This window comes from Methanocalculus sp. MC3 (genome assembly GCF_054767395.1).
Window position 1 is genome coordinate 625,810 of the sequence record NZ_BAABMP010000001.1, and the last position, 24,775, is coordinate 650,584.

Sequence of the window (24,775 nt, forward strand, 5' to 3'; positions counted from 1 at the left end):
TCAGACCTCCGGAGTCATGGAATCGATCATAACAAGGAACATGGCACTTCCAAACGGCATGATCAGGTAGATGATCACATAGAGGAAGATCGGATCTCCCCCACCGGAGAGCATCGACATCACCGATTGCAGAATGACGAGAAAGAGTGTTCCTGCAACGAGGGCTGTTACATAGGATTCGGATATCAGCCCCAGTGTGTCAAGGAATGCCTTCTGCTGCTGCCGGTTCTCAATGGCATACTGGTTTGCCTTCAGTTTGAAGTACTCAGTCAGGTTGCTTCCGCTTGATATTGCCCCCATTGCTCCCTGCAGAAACTCTTTCAGCCGGTCACTTGGGGTGATTGTCGAGACGACCCGTAATGCATCGATGAGATCGCGCCCGAATACATCGATCTCACGGGCAATATACCGGGCTTCAGCGGCACTCTCGCCATAGACTGGTGATTCTCCAAGAAGGCGGAAGATCTCGGCGGGGGTGATCCCGGCGGTGGACATTGCGGTGATATAATTGATCGCGTGTGGAAGGCTTGCATCTATCTTCCTCTTCCTCTCACCTGCCATAATCGGGGGGTACATCAGGAAGAGAAAATACGTCGATCCGGACACAACCATCAGGGTCAGGAGCGTGATTGCAATGGTCCCGACGATCAGGAGCAGATCCGCATATTCGTAGACGACAACGGGGAGCGATCCGCTGTAGGTGATCAGGTTCGGAATCTTAAAAAAATAGCTGAGGACTCCGGCAACTACAGCGGCAAGAACTCCGGCTATTGCCGAGGTTAAGGTTGCTGATGCAAGGTAGGCCTCAAATGGCACTTTGTGGCGGGCAGAGATGAGACTTCCATGCAGTTCGATGTAACTCTCTTTCTTCTTCCGCATCCTCTCTCCGAGGAGGTTGAAGCAGAAGAGTTCATACCTGTTCATAGAGATCCCCTCTCACGCGGGCGATCACATCATCGGGGTTTCTGAAGTAATCCATTAGAATGGCAGAAACATCCTTATAATGCCTAATTTTCCGTATTCTCATCCATTCAAGAACCTCCTGCCTCCGTTTCAGCTCCTCCTGGATTCTCTCGTCATCCCATCCGCGCTCCTCCATGATATCCTCAAGGATATAGGATTTCCCTGAATAGGAGATCTCATCTGTCGAGGGTTTCCACCTGAAGACTTCATTGGTGATCAGTTCGTTTGTCCGTGGATCGATATCGAGGATCTCGATAATCTGCTTGTTTCTTCGGATCCTCTGCCCCCCCACACGTGCCTGAACCTGGATAGAGACGAGATCGAGTGCTGAGAGCATATTCCTTGGCACATTCATCGGCGGGTTCTCAAGCCGGTGTACAACACTTGAAACCGAATCCGCATGGGTAGTTGAGTACGTGATATGGCCGGTACTCATTGCCTGGAAGAGTGTCAGTGCCTCTCTCCCACGCACCTCACCGACAAGAAGGTATTCGGGACGCTGCCTGAGGGCAGCTCTCAGAAGTTCGTAGAGATCGATCTCGCCACGCCCACCCGTATCAAAGGAGTCGCGGGTGACACTTGGGATCCAGTTCGCGTGAGGGAGCTTCAGTTCACGCGTATCTTCGAGTGTGATGATCTTTGCAAGCGGAGGCATGAAGAGGGAGATTGCATTCAGCGAAGTTGTCTTCCCGGACGCTGTTCCTCCTGCAAAGATGCATGACTTGCCGCTCTCAACGGCAAGCCAGAGAAATGCTATCGAGAGGGGGGAGAAGGTCTTCCATTCGATGAGGTCTGTCGGGGTGATCGGCTCATCACGGAACTTCCTGATCGTAAAGGTCGATCCATGTGCAGTCACCTCGGTTCCGAGAGTCATCTGGATACGGGATCCATCCGACATTGTTGCATCCAGAATCGGCTCCGCAATCGAGATATATTTTCCAGCCCTCTGCGCAAGTTTTGTCACAAATGAATCCAGATCAACAGAACTGGTATAGCAGAGCGATGTCTTAATCGACTCATACCGGGTATGGTAGACGAAGATCGGCGACTTCAGCCCGTCACAGGAGATATCCTCAATGAACGGGTCATGCATAATCGGATCGATCAGTCCGTCCCCTATGAACTCACAATCCATCCGGTAATGGATCTTCTCCTCTTCGACAGGAGTGAGGCTGAGATCAAAGTCTTCGATGATCCTGCGGCTGGCCTCTCTGAGTAGTTTCCGTGTCTCCTCCCTGGAGAGACCACGGGTGCTGATATCCAGTGTCTCAAAGAGCCGGTTCTTAATCTCGTTGTATAACGCTTCTTCGCCTTCTGTCAGCAGGGGCTCTATGACCTGGTAGGTGTATTCATGGGAGAGGACATCGTAGAGGATTCTGATATATGCATACGGGGGGTGTACCGGGTAGAGCTCAACCTCCTCGACACCGGGCGGAGGTGTATATCGAAGATCGAGCAATGGGCCGTGGGTATCAGGATGGTACTCCTCGCGCAGACGTCTTTTAGGTGAGAGTCTCTGGAGAATGGAGGGTTTTTTCGATCCTTTCCCATCCAAAACAGGCTCATCTTTCTCTGATGGCTTCTCAATTACGACCTCTTCGGGGATGGGGATCTGTTTCTTCTCTATGACCACCTCCTGGAGCGGGATCGGATGAGGTGGCTTATGACGAATATCTCCGGCTTCCGGATCGCCTGCGCCACCCTTCTCCCCCGGACGCTCATCAGGTACTGGCCAAGGAGTTGGTGTTTTCTCTTCTGGGATCGGGGAGGTTTCCTCCCCGGCTATCGGGTGGCTCATGTCGTCCTCATGAGTTGCCGCGATCAGTTCTTCAACAAGGTCTTCAAGATCATCCCCGGTATCCTGCTGTTCACCCATCTCTTCAGGTTTCTGCCTCTTCTTCAGGAAAGAGAAGATAGTGCTCCTTTCTCTGCCCATCTCCTCTTCTCTGATCTGTTCCTCCCCATCTGTCTCTTCCTGTGTGGTGCCATGGCGTTTATCATCCTCAGGTTCCGTTGCATGGGATGGCTCTGTTGCACCATACTGATCTCTTCTCGTCCTCTGATCCCATTGTTTCCCCATCTCTCTGAGGGGATCAGAGCCCTCGTCCGGACTACCGCCCCATTCCGGTCTTCTGCCCGTCTCTTCCTCCCCGCTCTCCGGAGTCCCCGGCAGTAACCATCCGGGGACAGCCTGATCGATTTCTCTCTCTGCCGGTCCTGCCTCTACTTCCGTTTTCTTTTTCCGTTTGATGAATGAGAAGAACCGGTCCCGTATCCGCCTCTTCATCATGCAGCTCCATCAACTGGTATTGTAATCTCCATATCGCCACCCGGATATCTGAAAGTCTTGTGGCCAATCAACCTGATACCCTCTCGCAACCGGCATTCGTACTCCCCCTCCAGAAGCCGAAATGATGCCTTTCCATTCTGATCGAGCGTATCTGTTCCGCATATGCGCCCTTCGCTCCAGAGCTCGATCCTGAGGGGTACAGGTCTTCTCTGGCCAGATGCCACCCTGATCGTAAGCCTGCCGACTCCGGAGGTTTCTGCAGGCGATCTGGCTTCCCTCCTCTTCTTCACTGCTGCGTGTGCAAATAACCGTTCAGGGTGATAGATGCGCGCACAGCTGGCGAGACCTTCTGCTTCTGCTACCGGTAGAGGGGATATTGTGTAGATTGGTTTTGTCGGAAGCCTGAGCACCGCAATATCTCCATAGATCGTTCCTGCGCCATCAGCATATTCAGCACCTGCGGGTTCCCCTGAGATGAAGATGACCTGTGCCCGCACCCCGTCAACCTCCATGCAGGAGATCGTGCCGGAAAAATGCCACTGTACAGCATTCAAAATGCAGTCTGCAAGTGTTCCTGATCTCTTTTGTGACTCATCTGTATCGGGCATCTCTGTTTCTCCTGCACTCCCGGGGTTCTCCTTTCTGACCCTCTATTATGAATCGCACGTGATCATACGCAGAGTACCAGAGAATCTATGCCATGCCATATATAATCTATCAACCAGAATAGTTCATTTATGATATCGTACCTGGCCATCCCCTTTCTTCTGGTGGCATTGACATTTCTCTATGGATCCTTTCTGGATATCCGCGATCGCAGGGTACCGTTTCGGACATGGTATCCGATGCTCCTCCTCTCTCTCCCGTTCACAGGGTATGTCTATTATCTCCTCTTGCTTGGAGATCTACACTGGTTTTTGATCATTGCCCTGACGACTCTCGTCTTCTCAGGGGTAATGTATGCGATTGCATATTTTGGCCTCTTCGGTGGTGCAGATGCCTGGGGTCTTATTTTTATCGCTCTCCTGATACCTCTCTTTCCATTTGAACCGCTCCTTGGGTATCCGCCAGTTCCAATCTTTGCCTTCAGTGTCCTCGCAAATGCTCTCATCCTGAATCTATTCATTCCGGTTTTTCTCTTCATCTACAATCTGGCGAAAGGGAACAGGGCTCCGCTCCTGTACATGTTCATCGGTTTCCCGGTTCAATCTGAGAATATCCGTTCGGTCTTTGGCTTTGTAATTGAGGATTTTGAAGAGACAACAGATGGTTTAAAGCGCCGTTTCATCCCATTTGCAGAGGCGATCAGCAGGATGGCACGGGATGACCGTGTGTATACGCGTGACCTCCGGGAGCAGCCAGATGAATTCCGGAAAGAGCTTGCATTGTATACACAAGCTGGTTCTGTCTGGATATCCTATGGTGTTCCGTTCTTCATTCCGATAACCGCCGGGCTGATCGTTTCATGCCTCATCGGTGATATACTCTTTACATTGATGATGGCGCTTATGGGGGTCTGATTGGTATGATCGAATTAGATTATCAGAACGGGCTCATTCCGGTTGTTGTACAGGATGCAGAGACACGTGAGGTGCTGATGGTTGCCTGGGCAGATGAAGAAGCTGTCTCCCTCACACAACAGACCGGCTATGCCCACTATTACAGCAGAAGCAGGAAGAAGATATGGAAGAAGGGCGAGGAGAGCGGCCATCTCCAGCATGTCGTCGGGATCAGGACTGACTGTGATGCAGACACTCTTCTCTACCTTGTCTCACAATCCGGTGCTGCCTGCCACCTCGGGTATCGATCATGCTTCTTCAGGACGCTTGATGGAGACGTTCTCTTCGATCGTATGGTTGACCCGGAGACGATATACAAATAATTCTTCTCTCTGGCAACCCCCGTTTTTTTGGAAGGTCTGTTTTCCGGGGCGGCCGCCTGGAGAGGCGCATTTGAACAAAAACAGTATCGGTTTTCTCTCTCTATCATCCGGTTAATATCCGCTTCTTTTCCTCTCTGGCCGAAGTCGCATGATATTTATATCCTAGTATCTCTTACGTTATGGTGTAGAGAAAATAGAATAGCAGAGTCTGACGTGGATCCCGGGTCAGGCGTATACGATAAGAGCGGTGATCCGGGATCTTCCATATCGGAACGTATATGAATAATGGAACCTATTGGGGCGATATAATAAAAAAATGGCTGATTATTGCCGTTCATGGGAATGATCAGCATATTCTCACTCCGATAACCATAATCAAGAGTTTACAATGGTAGAATTTTTATGAAACTGGTACCTGATACGAGCGTTGTCATTGATGGGCGCATTACCTCAATGATACAGAACGGCGAATGCAAAGGCGCAACAATAATCATTCCTGAAGCTGTTTTTGCGGAACTTGAGGCACAGGCAAACCATGGGCGGGAGATTGGGTTCTCCGGACTGACTGAGATCCAGGAACTCTGCCGCATGCGGGATGAAGGATTAATCGAGCTCAAATTTGTGGGCGAGCGGCCCCGGCTTGAACAGGTGAAACTGGCAAGCGGCGGTGAGATCGATTCGATGATCCGGAATGCCGCAATCGAATATGATGCATCCTTTATGACCTCCGATATCGTCCAGGCTGAGGTTGCACGGGCAAAGGGAATCCCTGTCATCTTCATGAAGGCGCAACAGGAGAACTTCACGCCGCTTGGTATCGATCACTTCTTTGATGAAAATACCGTGGCAATCTATCTCAAGGAACGGGTAGCTCCATATGCCAAGAAAGGCCGCCTGAAGGAGATGAGGATCGAGCAGATTCGCGACTCCCCGATGACCGAGTATGAGCTGCGTAAGCTTGCACAGGAGATCCTTGAACGTGCCAAGCGCCACCCGGACGGGTTTATTGAGATCGAGAAGAAGGGAGTGACAGTCGTCCAGATCGGATCGCTTCGGATCGCAATCACCCGCCGCCCGTTCTCAGACGGGATGGAGATCACTGTCATCCGTCCGATTGCGGATGTCTCACTTGAGGATTACAGCAAGTCTGATGAGATCAAACAGTCGATCATCAGCGAGCGGTCGGGAACACTCATCGTCGGCCCGCCCGGATCAGGTAAATCGACACTTGCCCAGAGCATCGCCATCTTCCTTGCAGATTGCAACTATGTTGTGAAGACAATGGAGACCCCGCGTGATCTTCAGGTGCCGGATCATATCACCCAGTACACCGCGCTTGACGGGAATATGGCCCAAACCGCAGAACTTCTCAGTCTTGTCAGGCCTGATTTTGTTATCTTTGATGAGATACGGAAGCCTGAGGATTTCCAGATCTATGCGGATCTCCATCTTTCCGGGATCGGAATGGTCGGGGTTCTTCATGCACACAAAGTTCAGGATGCACTCCAGCGTCTCCTCTCACGGATTGATGTCTGTATTCTCCCCCAGGTGATCCCCTCGATCATCTTCGTCTCCGAGGGTGAGATTGAACGGGTCTATTCGCTCACGCTCTCAATCGATCGCCCAATCGCACTTTCAGGACAGGGAATGGAAGTAACTCCGTCCCCGGTTGTCAAGGTGGCAGATAGTGAGACCGGCCTTGTGGTGGTCGAGATATTCCGGTATGGCGGCGAGACGATAGTGTACCCGTTGCACAGCCAGGATTTATCTCTCCAGACACCAAAATCCCGGAATACAGGAAAAACCGATATCCCTGCACATGTGGAACCCGAGCCTGACACTCCTTCCTCAAGTCCGTGGCAGGCGATTGAAAAGGAGATCCAGAGAGAGATCGGCAGGTTCACCGAGGGTTCTGTGGATGTCAGGATGATCTCTGACAGTAAAGCATCTGTCTATATTGAAGATCGTGATATCCCGGCTGCTATTGGAAAAGGTGGTAAGAATATCGCTTCAATTGTGAATAAGGTCGGTGTTGGCATTGACATCCGCTCGCGAACCGAGCTGGATTCAACCCACCCGGCAGAAACCATTGAAGAGCCAACCGTGCAGTCTCCGGCCACGGGCGGGGTGGCGATCAGAACAGATAAGAAATTCCTGATCCTCGCCTGCCCCGAACATGCAAGCAAGATCGTTGACGTCTTCTCAGGTAAGGAATACCTCTTTACCGGCACTGTCGAGGAGAGCGGGGAGATTCTTCTTGCCAGAAACAATTCCATTGCCCAGGAGATGCTCAGGCGGGATGCCGAGGGTGAGAAGATCACGGTTCGTCCGGTGGAGTAACCGGGTTTAGTGTTTGAGGGGAGTTTTATTGTGGGTGATTCTGAACTGAAGCTGTCTGAAGCGGATGTTGAAGAAGAATGGAAGAATGCATTCCATTCCGATCCATCATCAAAAGAGAAATGTTATATCAATGTCGCATATCCGTATCCGAGCGGAGCGATGCATGTCGGCCATGGCAGAACCTATATTGTGCCGGATGTTATTGCCAGATTCTGGAGGATGAGAGGGCGGCAGGTTCTCTATCCAATGGCATTCCATGTGACGGGATCGCCTGTTATCGGGATCTCAAAACGGATTGCACGGGGAGATGAAAAGACTCTTTCATTGTACCGGGATCTCTATAAAGTGCCTCAGGATGTCATTGACAGGTTCTCCGATCCCCTTGCAATCGTCGATCATTTTTCAAATGAATACGAGCGGGTGATGCGGAGACTCGGCCTCTCGATCGACTGGCGCCGGAGGTTTACCACAATCCTTCCCCAGTACTCAAAATTCATCGAATGGCAGTACCATCACCTCAATGGACAGGGCAGGGTTGTCAGGGGGGAACATCCCGTTAAATACTGTCCGCAGTGCGATAATCCGGTCGGCGATCACGATCTCCTCGAAGGGGATAAGGCGGAGATTGTCAAATTCATCTTCGTAAATTTTGAATCTGATGGCTTTTTGATCCCCTGTGCAACACTCCGCCCCGAGACGATCTACGGGGTGACCAATCTCTGGATCAACCCGGATGTCGATTATGTAAAGGCGGATGTCGATGGCACCGTCTGGCTCCTCTCACAGGAGGCAGCAGACAAGCTTGCACTCCAGAAACATCAGGTGTCAATTGTCGGCGAGGTGAATGGCGCTGATCTCATCGGCTCATTCGTCTCCCATCCCCTCTGTGGACGTGTTCGTATACTTCCGGCAGGATTTGTGGATCCGGATATGGGATCCGGCATCGTGATGAGTGTTCCGGCACATGCACCTTTTGACTATATCGCCCTCTCCGATCTTCAGAAGAAGGGAGAGTACACCGATATCGAACCGGTATCGCTGATACAGGTTGATGGATATGGCGCAATCCCGGCGAAAGAGGCGGTGATCCGGCATGGGATCGTCGATCAGTTCGATCCGAAGATGGACGAGGTGACCCAGGAGGTCTATTCTGCCGAGTTCTCACGTGGAAAACTCCTTGCACGATGCGGGGAGCATGAAGGAAAACCTGTTCGTGTTGCACGTGAGGATGTTGGCGCTATCATGGAGGCGGATTATGGCTCGATCTGGTTCTATGACTTCGATCAGCAACCGGTTGTCTGCCGGTGCGGAAGCCGTGCCTTTGTCAGGATCCTTGATGATCAGTGGTTCCTTGCCTATAGCGATCCTGTCTGGAAACAGCAGGTGCATGACCAGATCGAGAAGATCACACTTGTTCCACCCGAGGTGCGGGCAGAGTTTGACCGTACTGTCGACTGGCTGAAGGACTGGGCATGCACCCGGCGTGTCGGGCTTGGCACGCGGGTTCCCTGGGATCCGAAATGGCTCTTTGAACCGCTCTCGGATTCAACCGTCTACATGGCATATTATACGATTGCCCACCGGATCAGCGGGATTCCTGCCGCGTCCCTCACCCCGGAGGTATTCGATTACATCTTCCTGGGCAGAGGAGAGCCCAAAGGTGTTGACAGATCGATCCTTGATGAACTGAGATCCGAGTTCCTCTACTGGTACCCCTACAACTACCGCTTCTCGGCAAAAGATCTCATCTCAAACCACCTCACCTTCCAGCTCTTCCATCACCGTGCCATCTTCCCCGATGAACTCCAGCCACAGGGTATGGTCGTCTTTGGGATGGGGCTTCTGGATGGAGCAAAGATGTCATCCTCCAAAGGAAATGTATTCCTCCTGGAAGATGCCGCAGAGGAGTTTGGCGCTGACACGGTTCGTATGTTCCTGGTCGGTTCAGCCGAGCCCTGGCAGGATTTTGACTGGAGAAATGAACTCGTATCATCCATACGAAAACAGATTGAACGGTTCATTGCCTATGTTGCAGAGTCAAAGGATGCAAATGGCACTCATGATGTCGATGCATGGCTCTCCTCCCGTCTCCAGCGCCGGATCGCCCGCATGACCGAGGCACTCGAACTCTTCCAGACCCGGCAGGCGCTTCAGGAGGCATACTTTGGGATCGAGTCGGATCTGAAATGGTACCGCCGCCGTCTGCCTGCCGGTTCAACCGGTGGCACAGTGCTCCGTGATGTCGCTGATGCCTGGATCAGGCTGCTTGCACCGGTGATCCCCTTCACCTGCGAATCGCTCTGGCGTGAGATGGGGCATGAGGGGCTGGTCTCCTATGCAGAGTGGCCGGTTCCCGATCAGAGCCGGATCAATCCTGAAATAGAGCTTGCAGAAGAGTTAATTGTACGAACCGTCGAAGATATCGAGTCAATTATGAAAATTCTTCCGGTTACAGCAGAAAAACTTACCCTTCTGATTACTCCTGAATGGAAGAATGAGGTCTTCAGGCGGGTTGCAGCAGCTGAAGATCGGAGATCGGTGACAAAAGAGCTGATGAAGGATGAATCGATGAGAAAGCGTGGAAAAGAGGCGGCAAATGCTGTTCCACAGGTTATTAAGCTGATCCACAGCCTCCCCCCGGCACTTGTCGACCAGATCTCAACACGTGCACCTGATGAGCATGCAATCTTTTCACAGGCGGCGTCTTTCATCGAAAAAGAGTTCTCGGTGAAGGTGGAAATCCTCCATGCAGATGGGAGCGGCCATCCAAAGGCAGGAATGGCACTCCCCTTCAAGCCTGCAATAGTGATAGAGTAAAAAAACGCCTCTTCGCTATTTCATGTGGGTAGTTTGAAATCCAGCTTCCACAGTTTCAAGTAGATTGTGGCCATCAGATACTTCGTTGATCGATATCCCCTTGCAGCTGTTTTTGCTGACTGAATCAAGCTATTTAACCCCTCCAAAAGACCGTTCGTTACGCGATATCTGAAATAATTCACAATACCATTCCAGTGACTCTTCAACGTTTTTGCAACCTTAATCATCGGGTCTAACTTACTGTGGGTTGCCCAGAAATACCAACGTTTGAAGTAGGCTTCTGCAGATTCCTGACTATCAAGTGACCAAAGCATTTGAAGCGAGAGTTTCAGATTATAGGCTCGTGATGTCTTGAGATTCATATCTTTTAAAGAACCAAGCTGTTTTTGTTGTTTTACAGTCAGATTATGCGGATTCTTCAGCCAGATGTATCTGGTCTTCTTCAATGCTTTATTGGTCCCTTGTTCTTCACGTCGTACGTCATCCAAGCCACTGTTCACCAACTTCATGATATGGAATTTATCGTAGATTATTGCAGAATTCGGGAAATTCGTTCGTATTCCCTTGATATAGGCAGGTGACATGTCACAACAGATGCTCTCAATCATTTCAGGATCACCATGATGAGCAACAAAGTCCAGGTAAAATGATGTGAGAGCATCTGAACTCCGACCTTCACACACATGGATGATCTTTGATTGGTCAAGATCCGCAACTACAGTGATGTACTTATGACCTTTTGCACTGGACTTATCATCAATTCCAATGGATACTATATCAGAGAAATCCTCGTCCTTTCGAGCTTCTTGAACATAATAGTGGATAACACGCCATATTCGTGTATCATGTTCATCGATCAGTTCAGCAACGTTTGCAACAGGCATATCCTCAGCCATGAGCAGGATCATCGCATCCATCAGAAGCGTAAAGCCACTCTGCTTCCTGGCCCAGGGAACGTGTACCTGGTGGACTCCACACGATTCACAGATCACTCGAGGTACGCGGCAATGGAGATACGTCTTGTTTTGAAAGAAGTTGAGATGACGCCAGATCTTTTCATTGGTATCATGAACCGGCTTTCCTCCGGAACCACACTTAGGACAGTCGAATTTTGAACCGGTGACAAAGTCTATCCAGATATCCAATCTTCGTTCATTTTTGTCAAATTCCACCCGTTTGACCATCCATGGTTCCTGAATATTCAGAGCCAGAGTGAACAGTTCCTCGTGCATGATTCAAACCCCGATTAGCAAATTGTTGAATCAAACCCTATTTAAAACCCACACTGATTAGCGAAGAGCCAAAAAAACCTACTCTTCTTTTGGTTTTGCCCGCTTCACCCGTTCTTTTGTCGAAAATCCGGTGAGGAGATCGAGGTAATGCCGGAATTTCTTATTGGAGTCGAGGATATCCTCATCACCTGCTGTGATATCTGACTCGGTATCGACAAATGCCGTCTTGTTCTTCTCACCCGGCCAGACCTCCAGCCGCTTGATCGCCTTAAAAGAGATGATGTAATGCCCGTCTTTTTCTTCAGGCTCAACACCGAAGATCTCAATGAGCCCCTTTGCCATCCGTTCTTCAAGGTCTTTTGTCTGCCCTCTTTTGACTGGATATTCCTGCATAGTATTAATGTAGGTGGGGCGTCTATGTAATTTTAATGTCCAATGAAACGAGTGATCTGAAGATCATCTCAAGCGATCTCAAGGAGAAGGGAGCGGTTGTGATGATGGGGTTCCCCGGTTCCGGGCTTGTCGGGAGCATCGCCCTGCAGTACCTGGTGGATCAGATGGAATTTACCCATATCGGCGATATAACCAGCCGGTTCTTCCCCCCGATGTCGATGATGCAGAAGGGGGTTATTCATGCAGCGGTCCGTATCTATGAGAAGGAAGGATTTGCTGCACTTGTTGCGGATATTCCCATTCACCCTGCAATCTGTTATGAGGTGGCAAATGGTATCCTCGACTGGCTGGAAGATTATGATGTGAAGGAGATCGTCACCATCGCCGGTATTGTGACCAATGAGGCCGAAAAGAGGGTTTTTGGTGTGGCAAGCGATGAAGCAGCCGTCTCGAAGATCTCGGATCATACGATCATCCTCCCGATGGGTAGCATCTCGGGTATCGCATCAAGCCTTCTGACGGAATGCAAACTGCGGAAGATCCCCTGTATCGGTCTCCTGGGCGAGACGGTGAATAATCCCGATCCGCGGGCGGCTGTCTCTACGATCAATGTATTGAATGATCTCTACTCCTTAAACCTGGATACTGCACCACTCCTGGAACAGGCAGAGGAGATCGAGATGACGATGCAGCGGCTCGCTGAGGAAGTACAGGGATCGGAGGTGCCGCAACAGAAGAAGGAAAACCTTCCGATGTACGGGTGATCACAATGATGGTAGCAGCATTAACCGGCATATCCTCACAGGTGATAGCAGATCTCAAACTTGGCAGACCCAGAACCATCGAACTTCAGAGCGCTCATAATATTATCACCCTTTCAGAAGTGCAGCCGGGGGATCCAATCTTCCTGACATCCGTTGCACCTGAAGATCTATCACCTGGGGATTCCGGCATCATCCTTGAGGTACAGATAGTATCTATCTCGATGAAACGGCTGATTGAATATTCGCATGCCAGTTTCTTCGAGGAGCGTGAGCGGACCTCGGCACGTGTCCAGCTGAGGTACTGTGGGACATCAATCGTTAAAGAAACAGGGGATCTTGGGTGTTGTAAGGCAGCCCGGGTGGATGTGGTGAAGTGCACCTGTTTCCACGCGGTCTGATCTCCTCTTATTTTTTCAGCTGATTAATACAGAATCCGACATTCTCACCGAATCTGCGGATGGTATCCATCCCTTCGGTATCATCCTGCACCTCGCTCTTCTCTTTTCCAAAGGCCATGTTCCAGTAGGTGGATCCACAGACGATCATATCATTGATCAGGTAGAACATCAGGAGTTCCTGGATGGTTGCGGTATGGCCCCCTCTCCGCGCAACAGCAATCGGTCCTCCGACCATCCGCGAGAGGAACTGGTCATTTCCACGTGAGACCATCCCGATCCTCTGGAGTGCCGACATCAGCTCCCCGCGGGCGGTTCCGAAGTAGACCGGTGTTCCGACGATTAAGCCGTCTGCTGATCTTATCGTTTCAATCATCTCGTTGATCCCGTCATCAATTGCGCATCTTCCGGTCTTTTTGCAGGAATAACAGGCGATACATGATGCGATCTGTTTTCCCCTGAGGCTGATATCCTCTGTCTCAACCCCTTCTGCACCCAGTGCTTTTTTGCATTCTTCAAGTGCGAGTTCGGTGTTTCCCCCTTCCCGGGGGCTTGCGTTGATGAGTACAACTCGTGCCATGATGCTCTTCTGGTTGACCCGGCAGATAAAAAAGATTATTCTGAGGTGAGCCAGTCATAGAGGAATACTGCGATAAGTGCCCCTGCAATTGGCCCTATGATATAGATCGGGAAGAATTCCCAGAAGTTCTGCCCTCCAAGGAGGGTGTTTCCGAGGTACGGACCGAAGGTACGTGCAGGGTTCAATGATGAACCGGCGATATTTCCGGTTGTGGTGATGATACCGGCGACGGTGAGGCCGATGATCAGTCCGGCAAACCCTTCAGGTGCCCGCTTATCGACAGCCACACCCATGATGACGAGCATCAGGAGGAATGTCCCGATCGCTTCTGCAAGTATCGCTTCGGTATAGGAGATCCCGTGGAATGGTGCGGTTGCTCCAAGTCCTCCCATAAGTACTGCATCCGGGCCGGTACATCCGAAGAAGAGGATGCTTGCAAGTGCTGCTCCGATCAGCTGGGCGATGATGTAGGGGGCGACATCTGATGTCGGGAACCTCTTTGTTGCCCAGAGGGCGATTGTGACTGCCGGGTTGATATGTGCCCCGGAGATCCTGCCAAGTGCATAGATGGCACCGGCAATGGCAATACCAAAGGCAAGACCTATAGCAAGCCAGTCTGCGAGCCCCCCGAAGTACCCGATCCCGATATTGAATTCGGTGAGTGGTTCTTCTCCGGCAGAGAGCATCAGGGTGACAGTCGCTGCTCCTGCTCCGAAAAAGACGAGGAGGAAGGTTCCAATTATCTCAGCTACACATCGTTTGGCAAGTGATACCACGAGTAAAACCTCCAATTATGTATGGAACGCCTCATAGCAGGGTGGGCAGAGGATCCGTGGAATATTCTTCTTGAGCTTTTTTGCCGGGAAGGGGTAGCCCCCTTCCCAGTTCTCTGTCTCCTCCCTCATTGCATGCTCCATACAGATTCCCATGCCGCAGACGATACAGATTGCAACCGCATCGCTGTCTTTCCCCTCCTGGGCGCAGATATAACATTTCATACCAGACACCACCTTATACAGCGTTTTTATATTCACAATACTGGTGCCTGAAGTCAACAAGGCATGCCGCAGCACAATCCTTACATGCCCTGACAGGGGCAGCAGGCGTCTCCTTGTGAAGTGCGATGATGTTGGTCATCATCGTTGCAGTCACAGGTTCGCTCGTTAAGAGGCACGGATAATCAGAGAGCCTCATAAGGGCAGATGCCCGAACAGTGATCGCACAGGCAGGGTATGCATACCACTGCGGGTTCATCAAAACCTCGTTCTGATCAACTGGAGAGAGATCGATCTCACATCCTGAGACTTTCGGCTTGAGTTTCCCTGCTGATCCGGCTTTTGCCCTCCGTGCCCGGTCAAGGATCTTCCATCCCCGGTAGATCATATCCATGAAATCGCAGTTATGCAGCTCAGCCGCTGCACCACGGGTCGGGTTCAGCTGGACGAGGTTATGGAACCTCTTGGTGAGGAGATCCACAATCATCGGCGCATTGAATCCGTCAAGTTCAAGAATGTATTCTGTTGCACATGCAGATGCACCGGTTGCAACCGAGAGAATATCATATTCGCTCTTCATCTTTGGCACAGCGGCGGCAAGGGTCTTTTCCATCACCTCTGTCACCGCATCGATGGTTGCCATGATCACATCGTCCTTGCACATGTTGAAGGTGGACTGGGCGATGTGATGGGCGATATCGCCGACACAGTATGCCGGGATGGTGACGATATTTCCATAATGCACGCCGTCATCCACTGCCTTCTTTACAGCCGGTGTGATGAGGCGGCGATACTCGCTCATGTACTTCCTGACATCAAATGAGGTGTGTCCTGCCTCATCCATCAGTTCGGCCTGGGCATCAACCGGGGTCTTATAGATCTTCTGGACCTGCTGAACCTCCTTCTTTGATGCATCCGCAAGAGAGTCGCCCGCTTCAACACGTGTTGCAAAGACCTCCCCGACACCATAGGATGTGTTCATGCCCCAGGATTTTGAGGCAAGTATTGTCTGTTGGTGATCTTTTGGAATTTTTGTTTTCTTCAGGATCTGGTTGACGATATTGCTTGTACTTCCGGGGATCATGGCAAAATCCACAACACAGGTGGGCCCGTAGAATCCGGCATATCGGCGTGCGGATTCCCGCCCGATCAATGCCTCGGATTTTCCAATCCGGGTGACGAATGCATCAAGGCTCTTTTTGAACTTCGTGTCTTCATCACTGAGGATCTCAAGGACGACCGGAGTCTGGTAATGTTCGACAAAGGGATCGTCTTCCGGCCGTATGGTTTTTGTCAGGCCTTTCAGTGCGGTAAAGTGTGCAGTAACTGACGTCTTGTGGAGGTCAATCACAGCAGCACTCTGGCCGGTTCCAGCTTTCATCTTCTTGACAGCTGCAACATAGGGTTCGGCATCGGTGATCGAAAACGCTGTCCCCCGCTTCTTTTTAATCGTCTCAACATCTGCCCGCTGGGCAGCCATCGCTTCTGCGATTATTTTCTTGTAGAGTTCGGACATTGCTAACACCTCGTAAATCGGGTAATTTCCCGATATGCCGCATTATGATCTTACTGTATAATAATGCTATTGCTAAATGAAATAGAACAATAAATGATATTATATTTACGAAATACTCTCATTTATCCTTCAAAAAATCAAATGTTAAGGAGAGTATTCCTGTTTTCTTTCTCTGGTCATTTTTGAAAACACATATAACAGACCAATTCATATACTATTCTATTTGTATGATGGTTGCATGGACAATCTGCCATTTTCTTCGTGGATTCGATACTGTAACCTGGAACCAAAGAAGAGTATTAATGGTGGCCTGATCGGGAATGGCAGCAAAGCAGATTCTAATCGTTGAAGACGACGTGATGATAGTTGAGATGCTCGCTGTCATGCTCCGAAAGCTTGGGTATGGCGTCTCGGGTATTGCCACTTCAGCAGATGAGGCAATCATGCAGGCAATACAGGGCACCCCCGACCTTGTCCTGATGGATATCGGGCTTGAAGGGAGGGCAAACGGGATTGCTGCTGCAACGATCATCTACCAGTTCTTCGCAATACCCATTGTCTTCTGTACTGCCCATTATGGGAGTGATGTATTAAACCAGGCCAAGCAGGCCCAGCCATTTGGCTATATAACAAAACCTTTCAATGAACGCGATCTTTTCAGCGTCATTGAGATTGCCATCAATAATTATCTCTCAACACGCCCCTCAGGAACAGATGCAAGACAATTCAAGGAACTGCTCCATATTGATGCCGGGGTGATGTTCCTTGATACCGGTGGCCGTGTCCTCTTCATGAACCCCTATGCGGAACATATCACTGCAATTACTCACAAACAGGGGTTCTATCATAATGTCGACAAGGTCATCAATAACTTTGAGATGGCTTCAAAAACACAGAAACAATACCCCTCTCTTTGGGATGCAGTCCGGGAGAGTGTTGTTATCGGCACAGGACACGATATCATCATCACGACACGGAAAGGCAAGAGGAAGGCAGTCCACCTGAAAGTGATGGTGAGGAAGAATAACCGGAATGAGATTATCGGCTATATTCTCAAGCTTGATGAGAATATCGGGAAGAGCCGCACCCTGAATCGATATTAATCCCTTCTTAACTTCCAAGGGGTTTTATTCTCTGCTTTTTTTCCAGACTATGCATAGTTCCCTGGCTCCAGGCGCATCTCTTCATGGCCTCATGGATTCAGGGGGGAGTATTCCCCCTGTTCAGCCGGCGATCACAGGGTTGGCATGCTCATCAAATGGGTTCTTCCGCATCGCCAGTGAGAAGAGATATGGATAGTGTGACTTCAGGTACCGCATATACTCAATCCACTCCGGGGTGAGCAGATCATAGACACGCCTGATATCGATGGTGAGGTGTGCTATATCCTGCCCGGGAAGGCTGGCAATATCATCCCTGCTCTCAAGTTCTTCTGAGAGATGGAAGACGGCACGGAGCGCCTCGGTGAATGTAGCATGTTCAAGGAGAGCCGGGTTTTCAAGCAGACGCAGCAGAAAGTCACGATGCTGAATGAGAAAGTTGCGGAGATCCTGAAGATCGATCCTTTGGATGATGACTGTTTGTTCTGTTCCCTGAAGATGATTCCTGATTTGATCGAATTCAGTCTCGGTCCAGGAATCCCTGATAAGGAGATTCCCCCGGAGTTGATCGAGATGTGGATCTACATCTGAGAAGTGTTTCAGGAGTGTTGCTCCGACCTCGGAGAAGAAGATGCCAATGACCATATTCATCTTCTGGAGCCTCTCCCTTTTTGAGCGGACTGCTAACAGCTGGTTTAAGATGATCGTCACCAGAAGGACATTCACCGGCAAAAAGCCGAGCGCATTGAAGATATAGGTGAGGGTGTTGCTCCCCCCCTCATCCCCTATGATCAAAAACTTCAGCCCGTAGATGAGCGCTGTTGAACAGATGAGTGCTATGCCGAGTTTTGTCTCCCATTTGAGTCGCATTGTACCTGCCCCTTATAGATTAATTGATGCTTTTTGCATGGAAAAAGGAAACTGTCCTTCAGGTGATGATAAGGAACCAGACAAGAAAGACCAGGCTCTGGAGGATCGTCACCGGAATACCGAATTTCAGGAATTCAATAAAGGTGATGGTTGCACCCCGTTGTTCTGCGTTCTGAATGATGATGATATTGCTTGCAGCACCCAGTATCGTCAGGTTTCCGGCAATGGTGCTCCCTGCTGCAAGTGCAAGGAACGCAGTATCTCCTGCACCAGCCTCAAGGAGCATCGGAATGAGCAGGGCAACGAAGGGGACGTTCGAGACGATCTGGCTCATCACAAGGCTACCGGTGATGAGAATTGGGATCGAGAGGATCTGATCCTGGGAGATTGCTGACTGGATTGCTCCGCTCGCAAAGACTGCTCCCATTAGGATGAAGAGCGCGATGAAAAAGACGAGTGTTGCATAATCCACTTTTTTAAGGATTTGGAGCCGCTTGCGGGAGAGGATGAGTATCGGCATTGATGCGATGAGCGCTATCCCGGCGAGTCCCGGCCATGGATTGTAGCCAAGAGATACAAGCAGTATCCTCAGCAGAATCAGGAGAATGAGGAGTGTGAGTGAGATTTTGCAGAGGGCTGCCATGCCGGGATCGTGGATCCCTCCCTCGGGCATGGCCGGTGACAGGGTATCTGGAATGTTGGGGATGAGACGTAGTATAACAGCATAGAGGATTAAACCGGAGATGAGTGTCGGAATCAGAAGGTAGAGGGGAAAGGTGAGAAACGGGTTCGCCATCCCGCTTGAGATGGCAATGAGCAGGTTCTGGGGATTTCCTATCGGGCTTACTATGCTCCCTGTCGTAATTGAGCCTGCAAGTGCGAGGAGGAAGATCCGATCCGGGATATTGCAGGTGCGGGCAAGGACGAGGGCAATCGGGGTTCCGATGATTGCAAGGGTGTCATTCATCAGGAGAGCCGAGAAGGCCCCCATCACGAAGATAAAGAGGAAGATCAGTCCTCGCGTCGTTCTCTGTGAAGCGAATATCCTGGTTGCGGTATGGGCGAGATAGCCGCTCTCCTCCATTGCAGCACCGATGATAAAGACGCCGAAGAGGAAGATGAGAATTTCATAATTGATCGCAAAAAGGGCGGCTATCGGGGCTATTGATCCTGCCAGAAGTGCAGCTACTGCTCCACCGAGCATGATGCCCCAGATGGGCAGCCTCACCTTTCCGACCTGGCGGAAGGCGATCGCCACCATCACCGCTGCGAGAATAAGAGTAGCATTATCCGTGATCAGGATTGCGCCTGCATGATTATGAAGAATTGCCTCTCCGATCAGATCTGCGAAAGCGTCATATAGGAGTTACTCCTATTGTGGCATATGAAGTATATTCATTACCTTCTGATGGCACTCCTTCTGGCTGCTGCACTCTCTGTTGCCGGGTGCACAGAGACGCCGGAGGCGGTTGTGCCGGTTGCAACTCCTGAAGTAACGCAGACTCCTGCAGAAACGCCCACCGGCTGGTCTCTCACCCCGGGTCCGGTTGGAACGATGCCTGTTGGAAAAGTGGTCTCGACCTCCGTTGAACGGGATCCTATCCGAACAGATCTGATTGTCCGGTTTGATGGAGGGCAGGGGATGAACTTCGTTACGTTGATTGAAGCCACGATGTATACCTCTGATGGACGTGTTGAGACAAAATATATCGAGAGACCGCTCAATATGGGCAAATCGGTCACATTTGACGGAACACGGGGATCTGATCGGGTAAAGATTACCGTGTACTATAGTAGTGGAGAGGTTGTTGTGATCAGCGATGCCCTCCACGAATTCAAGAGCAGATGAATATTCACTCCTCTCTTCTTTTCCATCTGATAAGGACTCCATCGTCCATTTGTCCGACGTGATCGAGGGTGAGCCTTGGGAAGAGCGATTCATCAATAAATCCCTCTCCATCTGCAAGTGTCGGGGCAGTCTTTCCGCCGATGATCAATGATCCGAGATATACATTCAGCTCATCAAAGAGACCCTGGCTTAAAAATGACCAGATCACAGTGCCTCCCCCTTCAACCATCAGGGTTGCAATCCCCCTCTTCTTCAACTCCGGCATAAGAGAGTGGAGGTCGACAGTATCCTCTCCGCAGGTGATGACTTCAGCATACTCTCCAAGTGCCTCCACCCGTTTTGGATCGGCTTTCCTTGCAACAGCGATGATCCGTTTCCCTTCCCCTTTCCTAAGTATGTCAGCTGTTGTCGGCGTCTCTGCACCCGAGTCAAGGACGATCCTTACCGGGTTCTCATCTGCCTTCCTGTTTTTCCGCTTCTGACGGAGAACCGGTGATTTGACTGTCAGTGACGGGTCATCCGCATGCACCGTTTTGATACCGACAAGGATGGCGTCACAGGCAGCACGCATCTGGTCGACACGGGAAAAATCGTCTGATCCTGATATCCGTACCTGGCGCCGCTCCCGTGTCGAGAGTTTTCCATCGGCACTCATGGCAGCGTTGATGATGATATATGGCCGCATCTGAAGTATGGGTTTATAGATGATGGGTGATATAGGCTCTGGGTTCAATCGTTGAGGTAGTGTATTTTTCACCCTATCCGGCAAACCATGATCCCATGGGAAACCTGACAGTTGCAGCGATCGCACCTCCTGATGTTCTGCGTGAACTTGGAAAGAAGGGCACCTCATCGGATATCACTTTTTATAACCTGAAACGTGATCTGGATACGGTCACGCTCGTTGAGCCGTCCAGGTATCCCGATCGGCTCTCATCCCTCTTCTTCTCGGTCTCGATGGCACAGGCAGCCATCCTTGTTATCGACGAGATCACACCGCAACTTGGGGAATGTATCCTGATGCTCGATTGCGCAGGTGTTTCTGAGGGGTATATAATACTCAGAAATTACCTCGGGCAGGATCAGGTTGAACCACTCTTCAGAGGAACTGTTCTTGAAGGGTACAGGTTCTGTGAGCCGAACTGGATTGAGTTAAAAGAGCTTCTCCTAAAGGATGCTGCACTCATCAAGTCTGGTGAACCTCCGGCAGGATCAGAGCCATATGGTACAATGGCAATCGATCACCATTTCAATGTCAAAGGTATCGGAACGGTTGTCCTTGGGGGCGTCGTTGATGGCTGCCTCAGAAAGCATGATCAGCTGAAGGCGCTTCCCGGTGAGAAACAGGCGATACTCCGGTCAATCCAGAAGCATGATGACGACTCGGCGTATGCGGTGAAGGACGACCGGGTTGGCCTTGCCCTGAAGAATATCGAGGCTGATGATCTGGATCGCGGGTTTGTACTCACAACAAATCCGGCAGTTCTGGTCACTGATCAGATACATGCCGGGGCTTCACTTGTAAAATACTGGCCCTCCCCGATTCATGAGGGGATGGTTCTCTATTCTGGCCACTGGATGCAGTTCATCTCCGGAAAGGTGACTGCAGTTATGGATGATGGGGATTTCCGGCATCCTACCCTGACGATCAGCCTGGAGAAACCACTCGTCCACCTCCCCGGTGATACCGTTGTGCTCCACTATCTTGAAGGGGGAAAGCTCAGGATTGTGGGTTCCCTCAAACTTGCCTGAATGCGCGTTTCGGGGCTTTTGTGGGGTTAATTGAGAAGAAGGTATAAATGCTTCGGAAGATCAATATATAATTGTATGGGAGATATGAAAACCCTTTCTTCCTTTGGAAAGGGTGCGCATTCATCGTTATTTATCAGGCTATGGGTCTTTTCCGCCCTGACGGTGACTGCATATCTCATCACCTATCATGGTGTGCAGCATGGTATCCATGATGTCTATCCTGCCCTTTTTCTGCTTCCGATAGTCTTTACCCCCTTCCTCTTCCCCCGGCGTGAGACGATTATTGCGGTTGCGATTGCACTTGGGTATTTTGCACTGGTCTTCTCACTTGCACGGAATGATGTTGCGATCATCTATGCATCAACGGTTAATTTCATCCTCTTTATTGCATTTGGCGTCTTTGTTGCGGTTGTTGCGGATCATGTCCGGGTGAAGGCCGGGAGATACTCCCGGATGCTTGAATGTTCGGAATCATGCACCCTGATTGTGGATAGAAAGAGACGGACGATCATGGATGCCAATCCTCTCTCTCTGAGCCTGCTGGTACCCGGTGCATCATCAATATTTGGAAAAGGATTGCAGCAGCTCTGGCAAAATCCCGAGAGGGCAGATTATCTCCTCGATGAAATAGAGAAAGGGAGATCTATATCTGATCATGAAGAAGTACTCATTGGAAGAGATGGAGCCCCCCATATCTTCCGGCTTTCGGGATCGGTTCTTGATGATGATGCGGTATTGATCTCTGCTGTTGATATCACGCCATTAAAGAATGCAGAGAAGGCATATCAGAAAACCCGGATCGAATACAAAGAGACACTTGACTCGATAGATGAGCCGATCCTTGTCATCAGCCCGGATCATCATATTCTTCTGAATAACCAGACAGCCCTTCGGCATGCCCAGAAGATTCGGGGAGTCACCGATATTGTTGGTAAGCCCGTTCTGGATTTCTTCCCCTGTTTGCAGATCCTCTCGGATCCATATGTTCATGAAATGGTATTCTCAAAGGAAAAGTCGATCAAGCGGGATATCCTCTATGAAGAATCCGGCGTGGAGAAGTGGTTTACTGTTCATATTAACCCGATTAAGCGGGGACAGGGGAGTGGATCTGCGATTGTGATGATCCACGATATCACCGAGAAGAAGAAGAATGAGGCTTTATGGAAGAAATCAGAGTCCGCACATCGTATAATCTTCGAAAATGCCGGTGCCGGGATCCTCATCATTGATGAAAACGGCTGCATTCAATCTGTCAATGATGAGTTCTGCACGCTGACGGGATATGAGAAAGAGGAGCTCCAGGGGAGATCCCTCATTCAGCTCCTCTTCCCCGAAAAAGATCATCCGATCATCCAGGCCTGCATCAGCACCGATGCCGGGCATGAGTCTCATGAGGAGTATGAGGTTACCATCATCGATGCACAGGGTGATGAACGGAACTGCATGCTTCTGACTGCAATTATTCCGGATACACGACACAGGGTTGTATCCATCATCGATATCACCGAAGAACAGCGGATGCTCGATATGATGCTCGAACAGGAGGCAAACTATCTCCAGCTGATACGCCATGTGCCTGTAGGAATCTTCACCTGTGGAAATGGGGTGATACAGTTCGTCAATCCTTCATTCTGTCAGATAACAGGGTATTCCGAGGATGAGCTTCTGGGTGAGCGGGTTTCTTCAATCTTCCCGGAGGCTCGCGGGCTGCCGCAACAAAACACTCCGGCAGAGATTGTCTTCTCGAGGAAAAATGGCGAGTTCTCTCCAGGTACCGTGGAAATGCGGGCATTTCGATCAGATGGCGAGCCAGTTGAACTTGGGATCCTGATTGATATATCGACCCAGAAACGACTTGAAGAGAACCTCAGGGGTGAGATCGAACGAAGATCTGACTTTGTGATGGTTGCCTCCCATGAACTGAGAACACCTCTTCAGCCTGTTGTTGGCTATCTCAGTCTTATCCTCGCAGATCCGGGCTCCCTGAACCTCCCGCCGGATGTGGTGGAGATGCTGACGCTCTGCCAGAAGCATATCGATCAGGAGCGGCGGATCATCGATCGGATGATTGCCCTCTCACTTGTTGACTCAAATAAGATTGTACCGAATTCCCGGGAGATACCAATCCGGGATCTTATCGAGGATATCATCGTTGAGTATAATTGTCGGGCAGATGCCCGGGTGAAGAATGAGGTGCCGCCATCTGCCACCATCCAGGGAGACCCGGATCTCCTCTATCATGTCTTCACCAGCATCATCAGCAATGCGGTGAGGTATAATGAACCGCCCCGTGGGGTTTCAGTGGAGTATGAGGCTGATTCTGATGCCCACATCATCCGGGTTATCGATAACGGCATGGGAATTGATCCGGAATCTCTCTCCAATATTTTTGAACCGTTCCATATCGCGGATCTCCAGAAATTAACACGGGAATATAACCGGCTGGGGCTTGGTCTTTCTATTGCACAACGGTATGTTCAGGTTCATGGCGGTGAGATCAGCGTCTCAAGTGTTCCCGGGAAGGGGAGTATTTTTACCATACGAATACCCATGAGGTTAGTAATATGACAAAGACGGTGATGGTGGTCGATGATGATATCCCGAACCTCACGGTGATGGGACTTCTCCTGAAGAAGCTTGGGTATGTCGCAGTCACCCATAATAACGGATGGAATGCGATCGCAGCAATCAAGGAGGAGATGCCTGATCTGGTTCTTCTGGATCTGATGATGACGCCTATCGACGGATGGCAGTTCCTTGATGAGATCAAAAAAGAGGGAATTATCGGCCTTCCTGTGATGCTCTTTACTGCAAAATATATTCGTGATGAGGAGATTGAGCCCTATAAAAATGAGATCGCCCTCATTCTCCAGAAACCCGTCTCCTTCAAGGAGCTTGAAGCGACTCTGGGCGAGTTCTTCAGCTCCAGGTCATAAACGAACAACCAGACCTCATCACCCTCATTTTGGAATAAGCATTATTTTGTTCTAAATGACGCCTCTTCCCGGTGTCAATTCATAACGGCTATATATGATCT

Annotated in this window: 23 protein-coding genes; 11 read left to right on the plus strand and 12 right to left on the minus strand. The window is 50.3% G+C overall.

What is annotated here, in order from left to right; all coding sequences use genetic code 11:
* From ACYUBO_RS03285 to ACYUBO_RS03295, 3 genes are read right to left on the minus strand one after another with little or no spacing between them, the layout of a single operon-like run.
* Positions 1 to 924, minus strand: coding sequence for a type II secretion system F family protein (locus tag ACYUBO_RS03285; protein WP_460372328.1), 924 nt, complete (start codon positions 922 to 924; stop codon positions 1 to 3).
* Positions 911 to 3,253 (minus strand): type II/IV secretion system ATPase subunit, encoded by a 2,343-nt coding sequence (locus ACYUBO_RS03290; RefSeq protein ID WP_460372330.1) that lies wholly within the window; start codon positions 3,251 to 3,253, stop codon positions 911 to 913. The genes ACYUBO_RS03285 and ACYUBO_RS03290 overlap by 14 nt, the downstream gene beginning before the upstream one ends.
* The gene (locus ACYUBO_RS03295; RefSeq protein ID WP_460372332.1) at positions 3,250 to 3,861 is read right to left on the minus strand and encodes a hypothetical protein; all 612 of its coding nucleotides are present in this window, start codon (positions 3,859 to 3,861) and stop codon (positions 3,250 to 3,252) included. Before ACYUBO_RS03295 ends, ACYUBO_RS03290 begins: the two co-directional genes overlap by 4 nt.
* A gap of 129 nt (positions 3,862 to 3,990) precedes the next feature.
* On the opposite strand from ACYUBO_RS03295, the gene ACYUBO_RS03300 reads away from it, so the two are divergent.
* The 4 genes from ACYUBO_RS03300 (at position 3,991) to leuS (ending at position 10,292) form a co-directional block, all read left to right on the plus strand.
* Positions 3,991 to 4,773, plus strand: coding sequence for an A24 family peptidase C-terminal domain-containing protein (locus ACYUBO_RS03300; protein WP_300330428.1), 783 nt, complete (start codon positions 3,991 to 3,993; stop codon positions 4,771 to 4,773).
* An 8-nt stretch (positions 4,774 to 4,781) separates the two neighbouring features.
* Entirely contained in the window at positions 4,782 to 5,135 is a 354-nt protein-coding gene (hisI, locus tag ACYUBO_RS03305; protein ID WP_460372435.1) for a phosphoribosyl-AMP cyclohydrolase, read from the plus strand.
* A 402-nt stretch (positions 5,136 to 5,537) separates the two neighbouring features.
* Positions 5,538 to 7,475 carry a PINc/VapC family ATPase gene (locus ACYUBO_RS03310; protein ID WP_300330425.1) on the plus strand — a complete coding sequence of 646 codons (1,938 nt, stop codon included), beginning with the start codon at positions 5,538 to 5,540 and terminating at the stop codon, positions 7,473 to 7,475.
* Positions 7,476 to 7,505: 30 nt separating this feature from the next.
* Positions 7,506 to 10,292 (plus strand): leucine--tRNA ligase, encoded by a 2,787-nt coding sequence (leuS, locus tag ACYUBO_RS03315; protein ID WP_460372334.1) that lies wholly within the window; start codon positions 7,506 to 7,508, stop codon positions 10,290 to 10,292.
* 20 nt (positions 10,293 to 10,312) lie between these two features.
* Here leuS and ACYUBO_RS03320 read toward each other — a convergent pair whose 3' ends face one another.
* Positions 10,313 to 11,524, minus strand: a complete 1,212-nt coding sequence (locus tag ACYUBO_RS03320) for an ISL3 family transposase (protein ID WP_460372336.1) — start codon at positions 11,522 to 11,524, stop codon at positions 10,313 to 10,315.
* A gap of 78 nt (positions 11,525 to 11,602) precedes the next feature.
* On the minus strand, positions 11,603 to 11,917 hold the full coding sequence (locus ACYUBO_RS03325; protein ID WP_300333950.1) for a DUF5611 family protein: 315 nt from the start codon (positions 11,915 to 11,917) through the stop codon (positions 11,603 to 11,605).
* A 35-nt stretch (positions 11,918 to 11,952) separates the two neighbouring features.
* Here ACYUBO_RS03325 and ACYUBO_RS03330 point away from each other — a divergent pair, with 35 nt between their 5' ends.
* Positions 11,953 to 12,681, plus strand: coding sequence for a proteasome assembly chaperone family protein (locus ACYUBO_RS03330; protein WP_460372338.1), 729 nt, complete (start codon positions 11,953 to 11,955; stop codon positions 12,679 to 12,681).
* A gap of 5 nt (positions 12,682 to 12,686) precedes the next feature.
* Positions 12,687 to 13,079, plus strand: coding sequence for a DUF473 domain-containing protein (locus ACYUBO_RS03335; protein ID WP_460372339.1), 393 nt, complete (start codon positions 12,687 to 12,689; stop codon positions 13,077 to 13,079).
* Positions 13,080 to 13,086: 7 nt separating this feature from the next.
* On the opposite strand, the gene ACYUBO_RS03340 is transcribed toward ACYUBO_RS03335, so the two are convergent.
* From ACYUBO_RS03340 to ACYUBO_RS03355, 4 genes are read right to left on the minus strand one after another with little or no spacing between them, the layout of a single operon-like run.
* A complete protein-coding gene (locus ACYUBO_RS03340; RefSeq protein WP_460372341.1) occupies positions 13,087 to 13,656 on the minus strand; it encodes a flavodoxin family protein in 570 nt (189 codons plus the stop codon).
* A 35-nt stretch (positions 13,657 to 13,691) separates the two neighbouring features.
* Entirely contained in the window at positions 13,692 to 14,432 is a 741-nt protein-coding gene (locus ACYUBO_RS03345) for an MIP/aquaporin family protein (RefSeq protein ID WP_300330615.1), read from the minus strand.
* Positions 14,433 to 14,447: 15 nt separating this feature from the next.
* The gene (locus ACYUBO_RS03350) at positions 14,448 to 14,654 is read right to left on the minus strand and encodes a DUF2180 family protein (protein WP_300330612.1); all 207 of its coding nucleotides are present in this window, start codon (positions 14,652 to 14,654) and stop codon (positions 14,448 to 14,450) included.
* Between the two features lie 13 nt (positions 14,655 to 14,667).
* Positions 14,668 to 16,167, minus strand: a complete 1,500-nt coding sequence (locus ACYUBO_RS03355; RefSeq protein WP_460372343.1) for a DUF2193 domain-containing protein — start codon at positions 16,165 to 16,167, stop codon at positions 14,668 to 14,670.
* A gap of 320 nt (positions 16,168 to 16,487) precedes the next feature.
* Between ACYUBO_RS03355 and ACYUBO_RS03360 the strand changes: the two genes are divergently transcribed.
* Positions 16,488 to 17,270 carry a response regulator gene (locus ACYUBO_RS03360; RefSeq protein ID WP_460372345.1) on the plus strand — a complete coding sequence of 261 codons (783 nt, stop codon included), beginning with the start codon at positions 16,488 to 16,490 and terminating at the stop codon, positions 17,268 to 17,270.
* A 120-nt stretch (positions 17,271 to 17,390) separates the two neighbouring features.
* On the opposite strand, the gene ACYUBO_RS03365 is transcribed toward ACYUBO_RS03360, so the two are convergent.
* The gene (locus ACYUBO_RS03365) at positions 17,391 to 18,137 is read right to left on the minus strand and encodes an MJ1433 family protein (RefSeq protein ID WP_460372347.1); all 747 of its coding nucleotides are present in this window, start codon (positions 18,135 to 18,137) and stop codon (positions 17,391 to 17,393) included.
* Positions 18,138 to 18,195: 58 nt separating this feature from the next.
* Positions 18,196 to 19,398: an SLC13 family permease gene (locus ACYUBO_RS03370; RefSeq protein ID WP_460372349.1), complete on the minus strand. Its 1,203-nt coding sequence runs from the start codon at positions 19,396 to 19,398 to the stop codon at positions 18,196 to 18,198.
* Positions 19,399 to 19,521: 123 nt separating this feature from the next.
* Here ACYUBO_RS03370 and ACYUBO_RS03375 point away from each other — a divergent pair, with 123 nt between their 5' ends.
* The gene (locus ACYUBO_RS03375) at positions 19,522 to 19,986 is read left to right on the plus strand and encodes a hypothetical protein (protein WP_300330601.1); all 465 of its coding nucleotides are present in this window, start codon (positions 19,522 to 19,524) and stop codon (positions 19,984 to 19,986) included.
* Between the two features lie 4 nt (positions 19,987 to 19,990).
* On the opposite strand, the gene ACYUBO_RS03380 is transcribed toward ACYUBO_RS03375, so the two are convergent.
* Complete coding sequence (locus ACYUBO_RS03380; protein ID WP_460372351.1) at positions 19,991 to 20,671, minus strand: 2,5-diamino-6-(ribosylamino)-4(3H)-pyrimidinone 5'-phosphate reductase; 681 nt, start codon at positions 20,669 to 20,671, stop codon at positions 19,991 to 19,993.
* Positions 20,672 to 20,766: 95 nt separating this feature from the next.
* Here ACYUBO_RS03380 and ACYUBO_RS03385 point away from each other — a divergent pair, with 95 nt between their 5' ends.
* The 3 genes from ACYUBO_RS03385 to ACYUBO_RS03395 all read left to right on the plus strand — a co-directional run bounded on the left by ACYUBO_RS03385 (position 20,767) and on the right by ACYUBO_RS03395 (position 24,674).
* A complete protein-coding gene (locus ACYUBO_RS03385) occupies positions 20,767 to 21,738 on the plus strand; it encodes an EF-Tu/IF-2/RF-3 family GTPase (protein WP_300331775.1) in 972 nt (323 codons plus the stop codon).
* A 75-nt stretch (positions 21,739 to 21,813) separates the two neighbouring features.
* On the plus strand, positions 21,814 to 24,306 hold the full coding sequence (locus ACYUBO_RS03390) for a PAS domain-containing protein (RefSeq protein WP_460372353.1): 2,493 nt from the start codon (positions 21,814 to 21,816) through the stop codon (positions 24,304 to 24,306).
* Positions 24,303 to 24,674 carry a response regulator gene (locus ACYUBO_RS03395; RefSeq protein ID WP_460372355.1) on the plus strand — a complete coding sequence of 124 codons (372 nt, stop codon included), beginning with the start codon at positions 24,303 to 24,305 and terminating at the stop codon, positions 24,672 to 24,674. The genes ACYUBO_RS03390 and ACYUBO_RS03395 overlap by 4 nt, the downstream gene beginning before the upstream one ends.
* Positions 24,675 to 24,775: the final 101 nt, after the last annotated feature.